Genomic DNA, 17,755 nt, shown 5'->3' on the forward strand with positions numbered 1-17,755 from the left:
TGGCCCCGCGCTCCGGCCGTGAGCGGGTCCTCCTTCGGCTACGACTCGGTCCGTGAGGTGGCGGCCCGGCGGGTCCGGGCGGCGGCCGACCGGCCTCCACGGCCGCGGCCGCGGCCTGCGGACCGGGTGCCTTCGCGTGGCGTGCTCACGCTCGGCGTGGGCAGCGTGACGGGCACGCCCGAGGGGGTGCGGGCGCCGGTGATGCGGTGCAGTTCGTCCTCGCCGGGGCGGACCTGGACGGCACGCGCGGTGATCCCGGCGTCCGTCATCAGGCGGTCCACCGCACGCCGCTGGTGCGGCAGGACGAGGGTGACGACGGTCCCGGTCTCGCCGGCGCGGGCGGTGCGGCCGCCGCGGTGCAGGTAGTCCTTGTGGTCGGCGGGCGGGTCGACGTTGACGACGAGGTCGAGGCCGTCGACGTGGATGCCGCGGGCGGCGACGTTGGTGGCGACCAGGACCGAGACGTGGCCGTCCTTGAACTGGGCCAGGGTCCGGGTGCGCTGCGACTGGGACTTGCCGCCGTGCAGGGCCGACGCCCGGACGCCGACGGCGAGCAGCCGCTTGGCGAGCCGGTCCGCGGCGTGCTTGGTGTCCAGGAACATCAGCACGCGGCCGTCCCGGGCGGCGATCTCGGTGGCGGCCGTCTCCTTGTCGGCGTCGCGCACGTGCAGCAGGTGGTGCTCCATGGTGGTGACCGCGCCCGCGGACGGGTCGACCGAGTGCACGACGGGGTCGTGGAGGTAGCGGCGGACCAGGAGGTCGATGTTCCGGTCCAGGGTGGCGGAGAACAGCAGTCGCTGGCCGCCGGCGGGCACCTGGTCGAGCAGGGCGGTCACCTGCGGCATGAAGCCCATGTCGGCCATCTGGTCGGCCTCGTCGAGGACGGCGATGCCGACCTGGTCCACGCGGCAGGCGTCCCGCTCGATGAGGTCGCGCAGGCGGCCGGGCGTCGCGACGACGACCTCGGCACCGGCCCGCAGGCTGCTGATCTGCCGTCCTATCGACATGCCGCCCACCACGGTGGCGAGCCGCAGCCGCAGGGCGCGGGCGTAGGGGGTGAGCGCGTCGGTGACCTGCTGGGCCAGTTCCCGGGTGGGGACGAGGATCAGGGCGAGCGGCTGCTTGGGCTGGGCGCGCTGCCCGTCCAGGCGGGCCAGCAGCGGCAGGCCGAAGGCGAGCGTCTTGCCCGAGCCGGTGCGGCCCCGGCCCAGGACGTCCCGGCCGGCCAGCGCGTTCGGCAGGGTGGCGGCCTGGATCGGGAAGGGGACGGTCACGCTCTCCGCGCGCAGCGCCGTCAGCAGCCGTTCGGGCATGTCCAGCTCGGCGAACGTCTCGACGGGGGGCAGGGGTTCGGTGAGGGTGACCGGCAGGGCGAACTCCTGGCGACCCGGCGCGGAACGCTGGGTGCGGCCGTTCTTGCGGCCGGCGCCGGTGCCCTGGCGGGCCGTCTGGGAGCGGTCGGGGTGGGCGGCGCTCCGGTCCGTGCGGTGACGTCCGGAGGTACCGCCGGTGCGGCGGCTGCGGTTCATGGGGGAACCTTCCTCGATGCGGCGTATCGAGGAATTCCGGCCGGCGGGCGGACGGCCGCACGAGGAATCACAAGAATGAGCCGGAGAAAAAAGAGAAAAGCCGGGGCCCGCGCCCCAAGAGCGCGGGCCCCAGCCTGAAATCGCTCGAACTCAGTTCGTAGCGGTTCGCGTCAGCTTCAGGCGGGAACGATGTTCTCGGCCTGCGGGCCCTTCTGGCCCTGCGTGACGTCGAAGGTCACCTTCTGGCCTTCCTGAAGCTCGCGGAAGCCAGAAGTGGCGATGTTCGAGTAGTGGGCGAAGACGTCGGGGCCGCCACCCTCCTGCTCGATGAAGCCGAAGCCCTTTTCCGCGTTGAACCACTTCACGGTGCCAGATGCCATATTGAATCTCCCTTGAGGGGCAGTGCCGGACTCCGCACTTCACGAAGCCGAGTCGCCGCGATGATCACCCCTCCGGAATGATTCCGGAAAGCTTTACAAAGAAAAGAATTTCTCTGGCAACCAAAACTGCAACTGCTATCACGCTAACACAGACAGGCTGTAAGCGGCCATGCGTTTACGGTGCCGCACGGCGATTCTGATGCCGCCGCCGGGGGTAATTCTGTACCCGCGGGACTAGATATCCGTGCGGTGCCCGCCGAGCCGCCGGCTGATCTCCCGGTTCAGCCGGAGGGCGTCCGCGAGCTGGTTCTCGAGGGAGATGATGCGGCACGCGGCCTCCACGGGCGTGCCCTGGTCGACCAGCTCCCGGGCGCGCGCGACGATGCGCAGCTGACGGCGGGAGTACCGGCGGTGACCTCCCCGCGAACGCAGCGGAGCGATCAGCCCGGCCGCGCCGATGGAGCGCAGGAAAGCGGGGGTGATGCCGAGAACCGCGGCGGCTCGTCCCATGGTGTAGGCGGGATAGTCGTCGTCGTCGAGGTGGTCGGCGACCGGGGCGTTCTCTGCGGGCATGACACCTTCGTTTCGAGGACGCGGCGGGGGCCCGGGCAGCCTGGCGCCGGTCTCCGTTGACCCGGCGCCATCCGCGTCGCATGGCAACCCTAACTCCGGCGGCCTTGGAGATGTGGTTCCGCCGTGACAGATTTCCTTGAGTGGCCGCACCGGAACGCCTCAGGGCCGGTCGGCGGGGCGCCCGGCGCGTGATCGCTCCGTTCGGCCTATCGCCCGGACGGCACCGGAGGCGTCGGACGCCGCGTCGCCGCCGCGGAGCCCGGCCACGGCCCTCGCGTGGTCCGTCCGATCCGGCTTCAGCGGGCGGCGCGCAGTTCGGCGTGCAGCTCGGGGCCCCGCCAGGTGCGCGGCGCGGCCTCCGCCGCGTGGACCAGCTCGACCAGGCGGGCGTTCGCGGGCGCGGTCCGTCCGTGCGCGGCGGCCAGGGCGACGATCTCGCCCTGGAGGGAGTCGATCTCGGTGGGCCGGCCGCGCTGCAGGTCCTCCCACATCGACGAGCGGGCGTGCGCGTCGATCCGCAGGGTCGCGCCCGCCAGCCGCCGGAAGAGCCCGTCGGGCAGGCCGAGGACGTGGGGGGTGACGGCCGGCGCGGTGGGGCCGAGGCGGGCCGGGGCGACCCCGGCGGCCCGGTAGGCGGCAAGGGCCTCCCGCTGGCACAGGGCGAGGCAGCGGCGGTAGTCCCGCTCGCCCAGCTGGTCGCGGAGCGGCAGCCCGGACAGGGCGTTGATCGCGTTGTTGAGGTTCAGCAGCAGCTTGGCGTGCTGCACCTCGGACATGTCGGTGCGGGCCGCCACCGCCAGGTGCGCCGCGCGGAGGGCGGCGACGAGCCGGTCGTCGGGCTCGGTCATCAGCGTGCCGGGCATGCCCTGGTGGACCGTGCCCGGCTCGGACCGCACCACGTTGTACGGCACCATCCCGGCCAGCACGGTGCGGCCGGGGAGCGCGGCGCGCAGGGTGGCCGGGTTGTGCAGCCCGTTCTGGAAGCTGACCACGACCGCGCCGGGGGCGAGATGCGGGGCGAGGCCCTCGGCGGCGGCCGCGGTGCCGGCGGTCTTCACGGTGACCAGCACGTAGTCGGCGCCGGCCGCCGCCTCCGGCCCGGTGGCCAGGGTCAGCCGCTCCGGGGCGAGCCGGACGGGCGGCCGCGCGGAGGTGCTGAGGGTCAGCCCGCGCTCGCGCAGCACGTCCATGGCGGCGGGTCTGCCGATGAGTGTCACGTCGTACCCGGCGGCGCTCAGCCGGCCGCCGAGGTGGCAGCCGACGGCACCGGCGCCGAGGACGGCGAAACGGGGTCCGGGCCGGGGGGAGACGGGAGGTGCGGAGGACATGGGGGCTCCTGCGGAAGGCGGGTGAGCAACCGTACTCACGTACGGGGCGCTCGCGTCAGGCGGATCGCGTGATCAACGGCCGCCGGGGCCGGGGCCGGTGCGTCCTTCGAGGCCGTCCAGCAGGAGGGCGAGGCCTCCCAGGAACTCCTGGTCGGCGTCGAGGGTGCGGGCGGTGCGGGCGGCCGCGGCCAGGTGCGGGAACGCGTCGGGCGGCAGTTGGGAGAGGGCCACCGTCCCGGCTCCGGCCAGCGAGCCGAGGTGTTCCAGCTGGATGGCGCCGATGAGCTGGCTGAGCAGGGCGCGCAGGCGACGACCCGCCGCTCGCCCGCCGTCCCCGTCTTTCCGAGGATCACCAGTACCCCTCGGACCACCGCAGCACCCCGGGCGAGTGGTGCCGGTGGGCGATGGTCAGCGGGACCAGCGCGGGGTGGACCACCGCGGGGTGGGCGCCCACGGCGTCGCGCATGCGCCGCACCATGACGGTGATCCGCTCGCGCCACCCGGCGGCGGGGTCCGGCGCCCCGGTGTCCACGGCGCCCAGGACCAGCTCCACGACGAGCCGCTCCAGTTCCTCGCGGTCGCGGACGTACCGGTAGAGCCCCGTGGTGCTCATGCCGACGTACTCGGGCCGGTCTGAGTATCCGCACTCTGTCCGGCGTCCGGGCCGCGAACGACGCTGGACGCATGAGACCTCACAAGCCCGTTCTTCGAGGAGCGCTGCCCGCGCTCGCGCCCGCCGCGGTGGCCGTGGCGGCCTGGGCCGCCTGGCTGGGCTGGGACCAGCGGTACGACGTGCGGCCCGACGGATCGGTGAGCGGACCCTACGAGGGCTGGCAGATCGGCGGGCTCGTGCTGACCCTGCTGGTCGCCGTCGCCTGGGCGACGGCCCGCGGGCACAGCGCGGCGGCCGTGGCCGGCACGACCGCCGGACTGGCACTGGCCGCCTTCGTCGACTGGTCGGGCGACGGCGACGGGCTGTTCATGGTCGGGGTGGTGCTGGTGGCGGTGGGCGCCTTCGTCTGCTCCGCGGTCGTCTCCGCCGTCACCGACACCCTGCGCGGGGACGCTCCGCCGGTGCGCTGAGCACCGGATCGGGGGACCGCCGGCCGCTCCACCGGGACCGCCCCCGCCGCTCACGGTCCGGCGACCGCCCCGCCGCTCACGGTCCCGCGACCGCCCCGGCCTACCGTCCGCGGCCGCCCGCCCCGGGTTCCGCCGCCCCCGCCGTCCGCAGCAGGAGCACCGCCACGTCGTCGGTGTGGCCGCCGTCGGGCCAGGTGTGCCGGACGAGGCTGTCGATGAGCCCCTCCAGGTCGTGGACGCGGGCATGGGCGAGGTGGGCGGTCAGACCGGCGGTGGCACGCACGACGTCGCAACCCGGATGTTCGATCAGTCCGTCCGTGTAGAGGGCGAGGACCGCACCGGCCGGGAGCGCGGCCCGGGTGACCGGGTAGCGGGCGTCCGCGTCCACGCCCAGCGGCGGCCCCGGCTCGATGTCGAGGGAGTGGGCCCGGCCGGGCCCGGTGCGCAACAGCGGCGGCGCGTGACCGGCGCTGGCCAGGGTCAGCTCCCGGCTCATCAGGTCCAGGTGGACGTAGAGGCAGGTCACCAGGAGCTCCGAGGAGAGATCGGTGAGCAGCCGGTTGGTGCGGGCGACGACCTGGTCCGGGGCGGCTCCGCTGGTGGTGTGGGCGTGGATGGCCGTGCGGACCTGCCCCATCAGCGCGGCGGCCGCCATGCTGTGCCCCTCCACGTCACCGATGACGGCCGCCGCGGTGGTGGCGTCCAGGCGGAGCAGGTCGTAGAAGTCGCCGCCCACGTCGATGCCGTGCCCGGCCGGCAGGTAGCGGGCGGCGACGTCGAGACCGGGCAGCTCGGGCAGGCCGCGGGGCAGCAGCGCCTGCTGGAGCTGGTGCACCAGGTGGTGCTGGGTGTCGTACACGCGCGCCCGGTCCAGCGCCTGGGCCAGCAGCCCGGCCAGCGGGCTCAGGACGGCCCGCTCGTCGGCGGTGAAGGTGTGCGGACGGTCGTACGACAGGATGCAGCAGCCCACCGGACGTCCCGAGATCAGCAGGGGCAGGACGGCCCACGCCTGCTTTCCGCTGATCAGCGGGGCCCTGGGATGGCTGCGGGTGAGTTCGGCGGGGCTGCCGAAGTAGGCCGGGACGCCGGTGGCCAGGGCCCGGCCGGCCGGCGTGAGGTCGGTGTCGAGGGGGAGCGCGTCGAGGCGTTCGGCGAGGTCGGCGGGGTAGCCGTGCCGGCCGGCGATCCGCAGACGGCCCGCCTCGGCGATGCTGAGCAGCAGCCCCTGCGCGCCGAACGCGGGCAGGATCTGGTCCGCGATCAGCTCCACGAGGTCCTGCGTGGTGACCGTCTCGGTGAGCGCCACCGCCTGGTGGACCAGCTGGAACAGCCGGCCCGGCGTGGCCGGGGCCGGTTCGCCGGCGGCGGGCGGCGCAGCGGCGGCCTGCTCGCCGGGGACCACGCGCACGCTGATGCCGCGGTGGTCCGGGTGCAGGTGGAAGGTCAGCCACCGGTTTGGCGGGCGGCGCGCGCTGAAGGACACGGGAGTGCGGCTGACCACCGCCATGCGGTACCGCTCCTCGTACCGCAGGTCGTCCAGCCACGGCAGGGACTGCCAGGGCCGGGTGCCCAGCAGCCCGTCCGGGTCCCGGCCCAGCAGCCGGGCGGCGGCCGCGGAGACGAACGTGACGCGGCCCTCCAGATCGAGCGCGAGGGCGCCCTCCGGAAGCCGGTCCAGATAGTCGGCGGCGGCACTCGGCCCGGTCCGGGCGGGAAGGCCCGGTGCCGCCACGGGGACGACGCCGGGCCGGTCGGGCAGGACCAGCGGCCCCGGCGCGTCGTCCAGGACCCGGGCCAGCCGGCGCGCGCTCGCGATGACGTGCTGCCGTTCGCGGGCGGTGGCGCGGGGCGGATGCCCGGCGGGCCACATCAGCACCAGCCCGCCCCAGCAGCACCGCGCCCCGCGCAACGGCGCCGCGGCGAGCGCGAACGGGTACGGCAGGACGGCCGCCATCCGCGGATAGCGGCGGGCCATCTCGTCCTGCCCGCCGACCCACACCAGGCGGTGCTCCCGGATCGCGTCCGCGACCGGCACGGGAGCGGTCAGCGCCAGCCGCTGCCAGGGCGCGGTGAAGTCGACGGGCAGCCCGCACAGCGACACCAGGCGCAGCAGCTCGGCCCGCTCCTCGATGAGGTACACCCCGCCGATCGTCGCTCCCGTCCGGCGCACCGCACGGGCCAGCGCCCCGCCCAGGGCGTCCCCGACCGGGAAACCACCCCTGGGCCGGGCACGGTGCCGCATGACCTCGTCCTCCGGTCGAGTGCCGCGGACGGTACGCGCCGTACCGCCTCCCGCCACCCCCGATGTCCGCCCCCGACGGTGCGTGACGCATACCACCCATTCAAGGAAATACGCATCCACCGCGCTGCCGCAACACCGGCCGTGGCCCCCGGCCGCTCCGCCGCCGCGCCGCGCGCCGGAGCCCGGCCGCGGGACAGGGCCTAGGATCCGGGCCATGGCCCAGACCATGAGCGCGGTGGACCGGTTCGAGGCGGCGAGGCCCCGGCTGGCCGCCATCGCCTACCGGCTGCTCGGCTCCGCGAGCGAGGCCGAGGACGCCGTGCAGGAGACGTATCTGCGCTGGCAGGCCGCCGACACCGGCCGTATCGAGGTCCCCGAGGCCTGGCTGACGAAGGTGCTCACCAACCTGTGCCTCAACCAGCTCACCTCGGCCCGCGCCCGCCGCGAGACCTACGTCGGCCAGTGGCTTCCCGAGCCGCTGCTCGCCGGGGACCCGATGCTCGGCCCCGCCGACACCGCGGAACGGCGCGAGTCCGTGTCGTACGCCGTCCTGATCCTGCTGGAGCGGCTCACGCCCGGCGAGCGCGCGGTGTACGTGCTGCGGGCGGCCTTCGACTACCCGCACCGGGAGATCGCCCGGATCCTCGACATCACCGAGGCCGCCAGCCAGCAGACGTTCCACCGCGCCAGGCGGCACGTCGCCGACGGCAGGACGCGCGCCGAGGTCGGCGAGGCCGCCGCCCGCCGGATCATCGAGGAGTTCCTCGCGGCCGCCACCAGCGGCCGGACCGAGCCGCTGGTCCGGCTGCTCACCGCGGACGCGGTCGCGGTCGGCGACGGCGGCGGCAAGGTGCCGGCCCGCGCCAAGGCGTTCGAGGGCGCGGTCGCGGTCGCGACCTTCCTGCGGGGCCTGTTCAGGCCGGGCCCGGCCCAGCGGGCGCTGGCCGGCGGCCCGGTCGAGCTGTACGCCGCGACCGCCAACGACGGCCCCGCCCTGGTCGCGGTCGTCGACGGCCGGGTCTTCGGCGTCATGTGCCTGGAGATCACCGCCGACGGCATCGCCGCGCTCCGCAACCAGGTCAACCCCGACAAGCTCGACCGCGCGACCCGGCAGTGGGCGGCCGGCGACCACGGCGAACCGCTGCTGCGGCTCTTCTGACCCCGTGTGAGCCGCTTCACTCCGCGTTCCCGTCAGGAATCGGCGGGCCGTCCGGTTCAAGGGGCGAACCGCTCGACTCGCCGCCTTTCGACAGGAGCACGGACATGCAGCACCGCATCGTCGTCCTCGGCGCCGGATACTCCGGAGCCCTCGCCGCCGGCCGCCTCGCCAGGCGCCTGCACCGCGACGACGTCGCCATCACCCTCGTCAACGCCGAACCGGACTTCGTCGAACGCGTCCGGATGCACCAGCTGGCGGCCGGCCAGGACCTCAGGCCCCGGCCGCTCGCCGGGATGTTCGCGGACACCGGCGTCCAGGTGAGGCTCGCCAGGGTCACCGCCGTGGACGCCGACCGCAGGACGGTCACCACCGTCGACCCGCGGGAGCGCGCCCAGGTCCTGGAGTACGACACCCTCGTCTACGCCCTCGGCAGCGCCTGGGACGACCAGGGCGTCCCCGGCGTCGCCGAGCACGCCCACCAGATCGCCGGCCGCCCCGGCGCGCTCCGGCTGCGCGAACGGCTCGCCGCCCTGCCGGCCGGACAGCCCGTGCTCGTGGCCGGCGGCGGACCGACCGGCCTGGAGGCCGTCACCGAGATCGCCGAGGCCCGCCCGGACCTGGCCGTCGCGCTCGCCGCCCGCGGCGCCCTCGGCGCCTGGCTCTCCGACAGGGGCCGCCGGCACCTGCGAAAGGTCCTCGACGGGCTCGGCGTCACCGTGCACGAGCACACCGAGGTGACCGCCGTGACGGCCGACCACGTCACCACCGCCGACGGCCGTACGCTGCCCGCCGCGGTCACGGTGTGGACCACCGGCTTCACCGCCCGCCCGGTCGCCGGCACCGGCACGCTGGAGGTCACCGGCTCCGGCCGGATCGTGGTCGACGCCACCATGCGGTCGGTCTCGCACCCGGACGTGTACGCCGTCGGCGACGCCGCACTGGCGACGGGCCCCGGCGACAAGCCGCTGCGGATGTCGTGCGCGACCGGCGCCCCGATGGCATGGCTGGCCGCCGACGCCCTCGCCGCCCGCCTGACCGGCGCCAAGCCGCCGAAGGTGCCGCTGCGCTACTTCAACCAGTGCATCTCGCTGGGCCGCGGGCAGGGCCTGATCCAGTACGTCACCGCCGACGACCGTGCCGTGGCGGCCGTCCTGACCGGACGCACCGCCGCGCTCTACAAGGAACTGATCTGCAGGGGCGCCGCCTGGGCCGTGGCCAACCCGACCTTCGCCCTCCCGGCCCGCGCCCGCCGCGTCCTGCCGGACCGGGCCCGCACCGCCCCGGAGGCGGCCACCCCGGCCTGACCCGGGTCGCACACGGCCCGCCGCCTCGGCGGGCCGTGCACCCGCACGACACCTCCCGCGCTACGCGCCCTTGGGCCCCGTCGACTGCACCACGTCGAAGGACCACAGCGTCGACCCGGAAGCCGCCGGCTTCGACCGCTCGCCCTGCGCACCACCCTGGTGCGCCGACTTCATCGGACCCTCCATCCACGCCTGGAAGGCCTCCTCGTCCCGCCACCGCGTGTACACGAGGTACTGCTCGGTCCCCTCTACGGGCCGCAGCAGCTCGAACCACTCGAACCCGTCCGAGTCCTCCACGGCGTGCGCCCGCGACGCGAACCGCTTCTCCAGCACCTCCCGCTGCTCGGCGGGCACGGTCAGCACGTTGATCTTCACTACGCTCATGGCCTCATCCTGCCGCAGCGATGATCAGGAGAGCGTGAGCGACCGGGACCCGCGCGGGCACCGTGACGCCGAGTGGGGCGGGGGCACGCCGGCCGCCAGGATTTACCGCGCTCTCGTACAACCCTTGATCACCGGCGCGGGTCTCCTGATCGCTGGACACCATTGACTGCGGCCGACCGCCGGGAGGCGGCCGGCCCCCGCATGCCGCAGGAGACGACCCGCATGCACACGTTCCCGCGACTCGCCCTCGCGACGGCCACCGCGGCCGCGCTGACAGGCGGTCTGCTCACCTTCTCCGCCGCCTCGGCCACGGCCGCCGACTCCTTCAAGGTCGCGCGCGCCGACTTCAACGGCGACGGCATCGGCGACATCGCCACCTCGGCCACCACCGCCTACGTCAGCGGTCACAAGGGCGCCGGCCAGGTCGTCGCCCTGTACGGCTCCGCCTCCGGCATCACCGCCGCCAAGCGCACCACCCTCAGCCAGAACAGCGCCGGCGTCCCCGGCACCGCCGAGGCCGGCGACAGCTTCGGCGAGGCCCTGGCGTACGCCGACTTCAACGGCGACGGCTACGACGACCTCGCCGTCGGCGCCCCGTCGGAGAAGGTCGGCAGCGACACCGACGGCGGCAGCGTCACCCTCCTGTGGGGATCCAGGAGCGGCCTCACCGGCAAGGGCGTCGACATCAAGGACCCCTCGCCGAGCAGCCACGACTTCTGGGGCCTGCAGCTCGCCGCCGGCGACTTCGACGGCGACGGCAGGGCCGACCTCGCCGTCGGCTCCTCCGCCGCCACCGTGTGGGTGTTCAAGGGCGGCTTCTCCGCGAGCGGCACGCCCGGCGGCCGGTACACCGTCAAGCCGCCGATCGAGCCGGGCGCCGGCTCCAACCCGTACGGCCCGATGAAGCTCACCGCCGGTGACGTCAACGGCGACGGCCGCACCGACCTCGTCGTCGACGGGTACGAGACGAAGACCAGCAAGCACTGGAACACCAACTACTGGCTGCCGGGCACCGCCAAGGGCGTGACCGTGACCGGCGCCAAGACGCTGAAGAGCGGCATCGTCACCGGCATCGCCGACATCAACGGCGACGGCTTCGGCGACATCGTCAGCGGCGCCCCCTGGGACGCCGGCAGCGGCGGGACCGTCTTCCCGGACTCCGCCACCGGCGGCCGGGTCGCCATCACCTACGGCAGCGCCTCCGGCCCGGCCAAGGCCACCATGTTCAACCAGAACACCTCCAACGTCCCCGGCACCTCCGAGAAGGGCGACAACTTCGGCTGGGAGATCGACCTCGGGGACGTCAACGGCGACGGCTACGCCGACCTCGCCATCTCCAGCCCGTACGAGGACATCGGCAGCAACGCCGACACCGGCCAGGTCACCGTCCTCTACGGCTCGAAGACCGGCATCGACCTGGCCTCCGGCGCCCAGTCCTTCGCGCAGAGCACGGCGGGCGTCCCCGGCGACGACGAGAAGGGCGACCTCTTCGGCGCCGACGTCAAGCTCGACGACGTCACCGGCGACGGCAGAGCCGACCTGGTCGTCGGCTCGTACGAGAACGGCGGCGACGGCGCGCTGACCTACCTGCCATCCAACGGCTCGAAGATCACCGCCACCGGCTCCCGGGCCCTCTCCCCGGGCGGACTGGGCGTCTCCACGACCGGCACCCCGCAGCTCGGCGCGGTCCTCGCCGACTGACCGGCCCGTCTCTGATCGGCCCTGATCCCCGCAGGGGGTTCCCTTAGGGGATGTCACAGCTCTGCGGCAATGGCGGGCTCGGGTGCCCGAGCCCGCCACACCGGTCTCCGGGACCAGGTACGTTCGAAGACGTGGCTGGATTCAGGATCGGACGCGGCGGCCGGGACGACCGAGCCCCGCACACGCGACCGCAACAACCCGCGTACGGACAGCAGGCACCGCCGCAGAGCTTCGGCGGACAGCCGGCGGGCCCGTCGTACGGGTACCCGCCGGCTTCGCAGCCGTACCCGCAGCACGGCGGGGGCGGCGGCTGGCCGCAGGCCCAGGCGCGCGGCGGCCACCCGAGACCGGGCGGCGACGGCCCGGAGTACTTCGGTGACGACCACGGCTACGGCGGTCACGGCACCGGTGCTCCCGACCCGTACGCGGCGAACCAGCCGGGCCACACCCAGGCCTTCTCGGTCGACGAGGCGAGCGGCTACACGCAGGGTGCGACCTACCACGCCGGCTCGGCGGCGCCGTCCGGACCGATCGGCCCGCGGCTGCACTGGAAGGACCTGCTCAAGGGCATCGTCCTCGCCCCGAACCAGACGTTCCTGCAGATGCGGGACTACGCGATGTGGGGCCCGGCCCTCGTCGTGTCCTTCCTCTACGGCCTGCTCGCGGTCTTCGGCTTCGACGGCGCCCGCGAGGACGCGATCAGCGCCACGCTCACCAACGCGATCCCGATCGTGCTGACGACGGCGATCGCGATGGTGCTCTCCGCCTTCGTGCTGGGCGTGGTGACCCACACGCTGGCCCGTCAGCTGGGCGGCGACGGCGCGTGGCAGCCGACGGTCGGCCTCTCGATGCTGATCATGTCGATCACGGACGCGCCCCGCCTGCTCTTCGCCATGTTCTTCGGCGGCGACGCGGGCTTCGTGCAGATCCTGGGCTGGGTCACCTGGATCGCCGCGGGCGCGCTCCTGACCCTGATGGTCGGCAAGTCCCACGACCTGCCCTGGCCGAAGGCCCTGGGCGCCTCGGCGATCCAGCTGATCGCCCTGCTGTCGATCGTGAAGCTGGGCACGTTCTAGCCCCACGCGTCCACCCACGAGGAAGGCCCCCGGCGGACAGCCGGGGGCCTTCCTCGTTCCTGCGCCCGTCCGCCGGGATCCCCCGCCCGGGGGCTCCCGCGCGCACCGGTGGGTTCCGCGGATCACGCGACCGCGCTGGAGCCGCGGAGCGGTCCCCGTGCGCCGTCGTACCCAAATGAGCGCTCCGTGGGGCGCGGGCGATCCGGAGGGGCCATGAGTCCGCTCGTGCGACGGGCGGGCACCACCGAGCGCCCAGGTCGGCGGGGTGAGCCGGTTGCGCGGACCGGAAAGGGCACTGGGTGTGCACACGGAAGCCCGACGGCCGCGAGCGGCACCGGGCGGTCCGCGTGCCGAAGGGAAATCAGCGAGGACGACGGACCCGGCTGATGCGGGCGGCCTCGCGACCAGCGCCACCGAACCCTCACTCCAGCGAGCGAAGAGGAGAACGACATATGTCCATGACCCAGAGCGGACGGCTCGACCTGTCCTCGAACAACGCCAGCGAGATCACCGGCGGGGACACCTCGACCTTCACCCAGGTCGTGTTCCCCACCCCGTTCCCGGCCAACTCCCAAGTCATCGTCCTCACGCAGGTCCAGACGTTCCGCGGTCCGGACACCCCGGGGGTGCGCATCCACGACGTCACCGTGAAGGGGTTCAAGATCCGGCTCAACGAACTCGTCGGCAGCGGCGGGGCTCTGGCCGACGGCAGGCACACCGCCGAGACCATCGGCTGGATCGCCACCACCGTCAGCGGCTGACCGCTCCCGGCGGCCCGGGGTGCGCGCCGCGCGACGCGGTGCGCACCCCGGGCCGCCATCGGCAAGGCGATGCCGATGCTGACGGGAGAGTTCACCCGGCGGGAGCTGTCCGTCGCGGGCGGGCCGGGCCTTCGGACGGTGCGAGGGCCGCATCCGTCACCGACACCAGCGATCACGCAGAACGGTGGGACCCCACAGGGGACGAAGTCTGCCGCGAGGGGCGCGCCTTCACCGGCTCAGAGTGCTTCCTTCGACGGAGTGACCTGCTCGCCCGACCTGCGCACCACCGGCAGGACGCTCCACGGGAAGTTGATCCACTTGTCGGTCCGCTTCCACACGTACTCGCACTTCACGAGCGACTGGGGCTTCTCGTAGATCACGGCCGAGCGGACCTCGGCGACGGTGTCCAGGCAGAAGTCGCGGACCAGCTTCAGGGTCTTGCCGGTGTCGGCGACGTCGTCGGTGATCAGCACCTTCTTGTCGCTGAAGTCGATCGCGTTGGGGACGGGCGCCAGCATGACCGGCATGTCGAGGGTCGTGCCCACCCCGGTGTAGAACTCGACGTTCACCAGGTGCAGGTTCTTGCAGTCGAGCGCGTAGGCGAGCCCGCCGGCGACGAACACGCCACCGCGGGCGATGCTCAGCACTATGTCGGGCTCGAACCCGTCGTCGGCGATGGTCTGCGCCAGCTCGCGCACGGCGACGCCGAACCGCTCGTAGCTGAGTTCCTCCCGCACGTCATCGCTCATGACCGGTCCCTCACACCTGCGTCCGATGGAAACTGAGGTAGGAGCGGGACGGGGTCGGTCCGCGCTGCCCCTGGTACCGGGAGCCGTAGCGCTCGCTGCCGTAGGGGTGCTCGGCGGGGGAGGAGAGCCGGAACATGCACAGCTGCCCGATCTTCATGCCCGGCCACAGCTTGATGGGGAGGGTCGCGAGATTGGACAGCTCAAGGGTCACGTGGCCGCTGAACCCGGGGTCGATGAACCCGGCGGTGGAGTGCGTGACCAGCCCGAGCCGTCCCAGCGAGGACTTGCCCTCCAGCCGGGAGGCGAGGTCGTCGGGGAGCGAGACGACCTCGTACGTCGACGCGAGGACGAACTCCCCGGGGTGCAGGATGAACGGCTCGTCGCCGTCCGGCTCCACCAGCCGGGTCAGGTCCGGCTGCTCGACGGAGGGGTCGATGTGCGGGTACCGGTGGTTCTCGAACACCCGGAAGAGGCGGTCCAGCCGCACATCGATGCTCGACGGCTGCACCATGGTTTCGTCGTAGGGATCGATCCGTACCCGCCCGGCGTCGATCTCGGCCCGGATGTCCTTGTCTGAGAGAAGCACGCCCCGAGGATACGCAAGGCGCGCGGACCGGCCACAATCGCGACAGTCCGCGCGCCCGTGCTGGTGCCGGCGGCGCTACTGCCGCTGCTTCTCCAGAGCGACCGGCACGACACTGCGCAGCCGGGCGCACCGAGGACACCGGACGAGCCGGCCGGGGCCGAGCCGCTCGGCCTGCTGCATCGGGAACGAAGTGGTGCTGAACACGTGCCCTTCGGCACAGCGGACGACGGTGCGTTCCATCAAGTCCCTTGAATCCCTTCCCCAGGAGCCGCGTCGGGCTGACTGCCGTGACCGACGGAAAGCCACATTACGGGATCAAAGGGACGGCTCTCCAGGCGGCACTCCGGCCCGCCCGGCCCCTCTCTCGCGCCCCCACCGTACGCCCCAACTCCGGTCGCCCGCACCCGTATCCCACCCCGTGAAACACGGCTGGACCCCACGGTCGGAGCACCGGGGCGCGGTCATGAGGTACAGTGAGCGAGCGTTCGGACACCGGCCTCGTCGGCGTCTTGCGCGGGTGTAGTTTAATGGTAGAACATCAGCTTCCCAAGCTGAGAGCGCGAGTTCGATTCTCGTCACCCGCTCCAGAATGAAACCCCAGGTCAGCGGCCTGGGGTTTGTTTGTTGTCTAGTCCAATTCGGGGGCTGCGTGCCCTCCGTGTGCCCTAAGCCGAGGGGGAAGGGCTCTCCGGAAGGGCTCTTTGTTGCGATTCGAGGCGCCAGAGGGTCGGCCATCTCAAATCGCGAGACGCACTTCGAGTGATCCGTGTCACGCCTGGAATAAGGGCCTGCAAATCACCTACGCGAACATCGAGTTCGCGCACCGAACTGGGCGGTGTGCGCTGTTGTCAGCGGCCGACGCTCTCGCCCTCGATGTTCGCGCTGTCGGACCGCTGGAATGCAGACCCTCGCCTCCGCGTGCGACCCGCGGTGGGTGCGGGTCGTCGAAGTTGGCTCCACGAGTCCTTATCGTCGTTCTGACGAAATTGAAGTAGAGTGCGTGCTGGAAGGGGGCGCCCTCGTCCGAGGGGGTGCCGTGCTCGGTACCAAGGAGCGCAAGTTCATGACATCTGAGACTGCATCAGCAAGTGGGGCAGCCGCCGTGGTTCCGCTCTCGATCCCCGCCGGAAAGGTCATGGATCCGGCAGTAGCTCTGTCGCTCAACGTCCATGCTGGTCCTGGGGTATATGCACTCCTGCTGGGCTCCGGAGTGTCCCTTGCGTCCGGGGTGAAGACGGGCTGGGGCATCGTCCAGGACCTCGTCGCCAAGGTTGCTGCGGCGCATGCCCCTCACGATCCGGATGCGGCCCGGTCTGCTGCTGAGGATCCGGAGGGCTGGTGGCAGGAGAAGTTCGGAGAGGCTCTGAGCTATTCCGGGCTCTTGGCTGCAGTCGCTCCCACCTCCGCTGCCCGGCAGACTCAGCTATCCGGTTACTTCGAGCCTGAAACGAGCGACGGGGAAGGCGGCGCCAAGCTGCCTACTGCTGCGCATCGCGCGATCGCAAAACTCGTCAAGCGCGGCAGTATTCGGGTCATTCTGACCACGAACTTCGACCGGCTCATGGAACATGCATTGCAAGAGGTGGGCGTCTCGCCCCAAATCATCCACAGGCCGGACCAGGTAAAGGCCATCAAGCCGCTGGCGCACAGCCCTGTCACGATCATCAAGCTGCACGGCGACTACGCCGATCTCGATCAGCGCAACACTGTGGACGAACTCGGCACCTATCCCGAGGACCAACAACACCTCCTGGACCGTGTCCTGGATGAGTACGGACTGATCGTGTGCGGTTGGTCGGCCGACTGGGACAAAGCGCTCGTCCGTGCTGTGGAAGGAACGCGCTCGCGCCGTTATCCGATGTTCTGGTCCCAGTACGGGCCTCTGGGTAACGCAGCGCAAGGGCTGACGGCGCAGCACTCAGCCGCGATCATCCAGGGAATGACCGCGGACGAACTGTTCACGGACTTGCTCCGGCGACTCGAAGCACTAGACCACATGTCTACGCCTCCCATCAGCCGGGACATGGCTGTCGTACGTCTAAAGCGGTCGCTTGCTGACCCTGTACGTCGCATCGAGGTATTCGATCTCGTAGATCACGCCGTCACTCAGATCGTAAGCAACTCCACGTTCGAGCGCCGCCCGCTCGGCGGCGTGGACTACAGGGACCGGCTAGGGGAGTATCGATCGGACAGCGACATCCTGCTGCACTTGCTGGCCAACGGTGCCTTCCACGATGACGGCACACACGATGGGGTCTGGCTCCGCGGACGGGATCGGTTGGCCCGCATCCGCAATAGCTTCTCCGGTTCGTTCAACGACGCGCTGGAATCTCTGCGGCACTACCCGGCTCTACTGACCACCTGGGCCATGGGAGTTTCCTTCGTCCTGGCTCGACGCGAGGAGAACATCGCACGTCTTCTGACACAGCCGAAGTGGATCCCGGTGTTCGGAGACAGAGAGCCTGAGAAGCCGGCCGTCTACCTCAACCCCGGGAGGGTACTGAACCATGATCTCCTCAACGAGATCTTCAAGGCGGACAATGGAACTGCCTACAAGTACCCGCAGAGTCGCTTGCTTCGGCAAGATGCGCGAGAGGCTCTGCGGCCGGTCGAACCCGATGACGCTGCCTACGAGTTCGCCTGTAACAGGTTCGAGTTCCTCGCATCCATGATGGCTCTCGACTTGGGATCCGGATTCAGGGCCTATCCGTGGGCGGGGGAGTTCCTCCTCGAATCCAGTTGGGGATACACAAACGGCTTGGCCACTGCCATCGAACAGGAACTGACTCCTGCATGGCCCCTACTTCAGGGAGGGGCATTCGAGGGCGATCTCCAACGGGCGAAGGATGCCTACATGGCCCTCGTCGAGTGGAAAACGAAGAACCCTCGGTGGTAGCGAA

General features: G+C 72.0%; 18 protein-coding genes and 1 tRNA gene. 8 read left to right on the forward strand and 11 right to left on the reverse strand.

The window, feature by feature from the left end; translation table 11 throughout:
- Positions 1-38: 38 nt before the first annotated feature.
- The 6 genes from ACIRQ9_RS02345 to ACIRQ9_RS02370 form a co-directional block, all read right to left on the reverse strand.
- The gene (locus ACIRQ9_RS02345; protein WP_404166206.1) at positions 39-1,529 is read right to left on the reverse strand and encodes a DEAD/DEAH box helicase; all 1,491 of its coding nucleotides are present in this window, start codon (positions 1,527-1,529) and stop codon (positions 39-41) included.
- 176 nt (positions 1,530-1,705) lie between these two features.
- Positions 1,706-1,909 carry a cold-shock protein gene (locus ACIRQ9_RS02350; RefSeq protein ID WP_010032345.1) on the reverse strand — a complete coding sequence of 68 codons (204 nt, stop codon included), beginning with the start codon at positions 1,907-1,909 and terminating at the stop codon, positions 1,706-1,708.
- 234 nt (positions 1,910-2,143) lie between these two features.
- The gene (locus tag ACIRQ9_RS02355; protein WP_404166208.1) at positions 2,144-2,482 is read right to left on the reverse strand and encodes a MerR family transcriptional regulator; all 339 of its coding nucleotides are present in this window, start codon (positions 2,480-2,482) and stop codon (positions 2,144-2,146) included.
- A 296-nt stretch (positions 2,483-2,778) separates the two neighbouring features.
- Complete coding sequence (locus tag ACIRQ9_RS02360; protein ID WP_404166210.1) at positions 2,779-3,810, reverse strand: 2-dehydropantoate 2-reductase; 1,032 nt, start codon at positions 3,808-3,810, stop codon at positions 2,779-2,781.
- A gap of 72 nt (positions 3,811-3,882) precedes the next feature.
- Positions 3,883-4,041, reverse strand: a complete 159-nt coding sequence (locus ACIRQ9_RS02365; protein WP_404166212.1) for a TetR/AcrR family transcriptional regulator C-terminal domain-containing protein — start codon at positions 4,039-4,041, stop codon at positions 3,883-3,885.
- A 118-nt stretch (positions 4,042-4,159) separates the two neighbouring features.
- Positions 4,160-4,423 (reverse strand): hypothetical protein, encoded by a 264-nt coding sequence (locus ACIRQ9_RS02370; RefSeq protein ID WP_404166214.1) that lies wholly within the window; start codon positions 4,421-4,423, stop codon positions 4,160-4,162.
- 71 nt (positions 4,424-4,494) lie between these two features.
- Here ACIRQ9_RS02370 and ACIRQ9_RS02375 point away from each other — a divergent pair, with 71 nt between their 5' ends.
- A complete protein-coding gene (locus tag ACIRQ9_RS02375) occupies positions 4,495-4,893 on the forward strand; it encodes a hypothetical protein (RefSeq protein ID WP_404166216.1) in 399 nt (132 codons plus the stop codon).
- Between the two features lie 100 nt (positions 4,894-4,993).
- Here ACIRQ9_RS02375 and ACIRQ9_RS02380 read toward each other — a convergent pair whose 3' ends face one another.
- The gene (locus ACIRQ9_RS02380) at positions 4,994-7,135 is read right to left on the reverse strand and encodes a SpoIIE family protein phosphatase (protein ID WP_404166218.1); all 2,142 of its coding nucleotides are present in this window, start codon (positions 7,133-7,135) and stop codon (positions 4,994-4,996) included.
- A gap of 214 nt (positions 7,136-7,349) precedes the next feature.
- Here ACIRQ9_RS02380 and sigJ point away from each other — a divergent pair, with 214 nt between their 5' ends.
- Together sigJ and ACIRQ9_RS02390 are read left to right on the forward strand one after the other, a co-directional pair.
- Entirely contained in the window at positions 7,350-8,294 is a 945-nt protein-coding gene (gene sigJ, locus ACIRQ9_RS02385; RefSeq protein ID WP_404166220.1) for an RNA polymerase sigma factor SigJ, read from the forward strand.
- Positions 8,295-8,398: 104 nt separating this feature from the next.
- On the forward strand, positions 8,399-9,598 hold the full coding sequence (locus ACIRQ9_RS02390) for an NAD(P)/FAD-dependent oxidoreductase (protein WP_404166222.1): 1,200 nt from the start codon (positions 8,399-8,401) through the stop codon (positions 9,596-9,598).
- Between the two features lie 60 nt (positions 9,599-9,658).
- Here ACIRQ9_RS02390 and ACIRQ9_RS02395 read toward each other — a convergent pair whose 3' ends face one another.
- Positions 9,659-9,982, reverse strand: a complete 324-nt coding sequence (locus ACIRQ9_RS02395) for an antibiotic biosynthesis monooxygenase family protein (RefSeq protein WP_404166224.1) — start codon at positions 9,980-9,982, stop codon at positions 9,659-9,661.
- Positions 9,983-10,204: 222 nt separating this feature from the next.
- Between ACIRQ9_RS02395 and ACIRQ9_RS02400 the strand changes: the two genes are divergently transcribed.
- The 3 genes from ACIRQ9_RS02400 (at position 10,205) to ACIRQ9_RS02410 (ending at position 13,520) form a co-directional block, all read left to right on the forward strand.
- Positions 10,205-11,683 carry an FG-GAP-like repeat-containing protein gene (locus ACIRQ9_RS02400; protein WP_404166226.1) on the forward strand — a complete coding sequence of 493 codons (1,479 nt, stop codon included), beginning with the start codon at positions 10,205-10,207 and terminating at the stop codon, positions 11,681-11,683.
- A gap of 50 nt (positions 11,684-11,733) precedes the next feature.
- On the forward strand, positions 11,734-12,759 hold the full coding sequence (locus ACIRQ9_RS02405; protein WP_404166228.1) for a YIP1 family protein: 1,026 nt from the start codon (positions 11,734-11,736) through the stop codon (positions 12,757-12,759).
- Between the two features lie 452 nt (positions 12,760-13,211).
- A complete protein-coding gene (locus ACIRQ9_RS02410; RefSeq protein ID WP_404166230.1) occupies positions 13,212-13,520 on the forward strand; it encodes a hypothetical protein in 309 nt (102 codons plus the stop codon).
- A gap of 236 nt (positions 13,521-13,756) precedes the next feature.
- Here the strand turns inward: ACIRQ9_RS02410 and ACIRQ9_RS02415 are convergent, their stop codons facing one another.
- From ACIRQ9_RS02415 to ACIRQ9_RS02425, 3 genes are all read right to left on the reverse strand, one after another.
- Positions 13,757-14,269: a phosphoribosyltransferase gene (locus ACIRQ9_RS02415; protein ID WP_404166231.1), complete on the reverse strand. Its 513-nt coding sequence runs from the start codon at positions 14,267-14,269 to the stop codon at positions 13,757-13,759.
- Between the two features lie 10 nt (positions 14,270-14,279).
- Positions 14,280-14,855, reverse strand: a complete 576-nt coding sequence (gene dcd, locus ACIRQ9_RS02420; RefSeq protein WP_404166233.1) for a dCTP deaminase — start codon at positions 14,853-14,855, stop codon at positions 14,280-14,282.
- 75 nt (positions 14,856-14,930) lie between these two features.
- Positions 14,931-15,095 (reverse strand): hypothetical protein, encoded by a 165-nt coding sequence (locus tag ACIRQ9_RS02425; protein WP_351933626.1) that lies wholly within the window; start codon positions 15,093-15,095, stop codon positions 14,931-14,933.
- A 273-nt stretch (positions 15,096-15,368) separates the two neighbouring features.
- On the opposite strand from ACIRQ9_RS02425, the gene ACIRQ9_RS02430 reads away from it, so the two are divergent.
- Positions 15,369-15,442: transfer RNA gene (locus ACIRQ9_RS02430), tRNA-Gly, on the forward strand.
- Positions 15,443-15,891: 449 nt separating this feature from the next.
- Positions 15,892-17,751 carry an SIR2 family protein gene (locus ACIRQ9_RS02435; protein WP_404166235.1) on the forward strand — a complete coding sequence of 620 codons (1,860 nt, stop codon included), beginning with the start codon at positions 15,892-15,894 and terminating at the stop codon, positions 17,749-17,751.
- The last annotated feature ends 4 nt before the right edge of the window (positions 17,752-17,755 follow it).

Source organism: Streptomyces sp. NPDC101237 (assembly GCF_044767465.1).
Lineage (GTDB): Bacteria > Actinomycetota > Actinomycetes > Streptomycetales > Streptomycetaceae > Streptomyces > Streptomyces gramineus.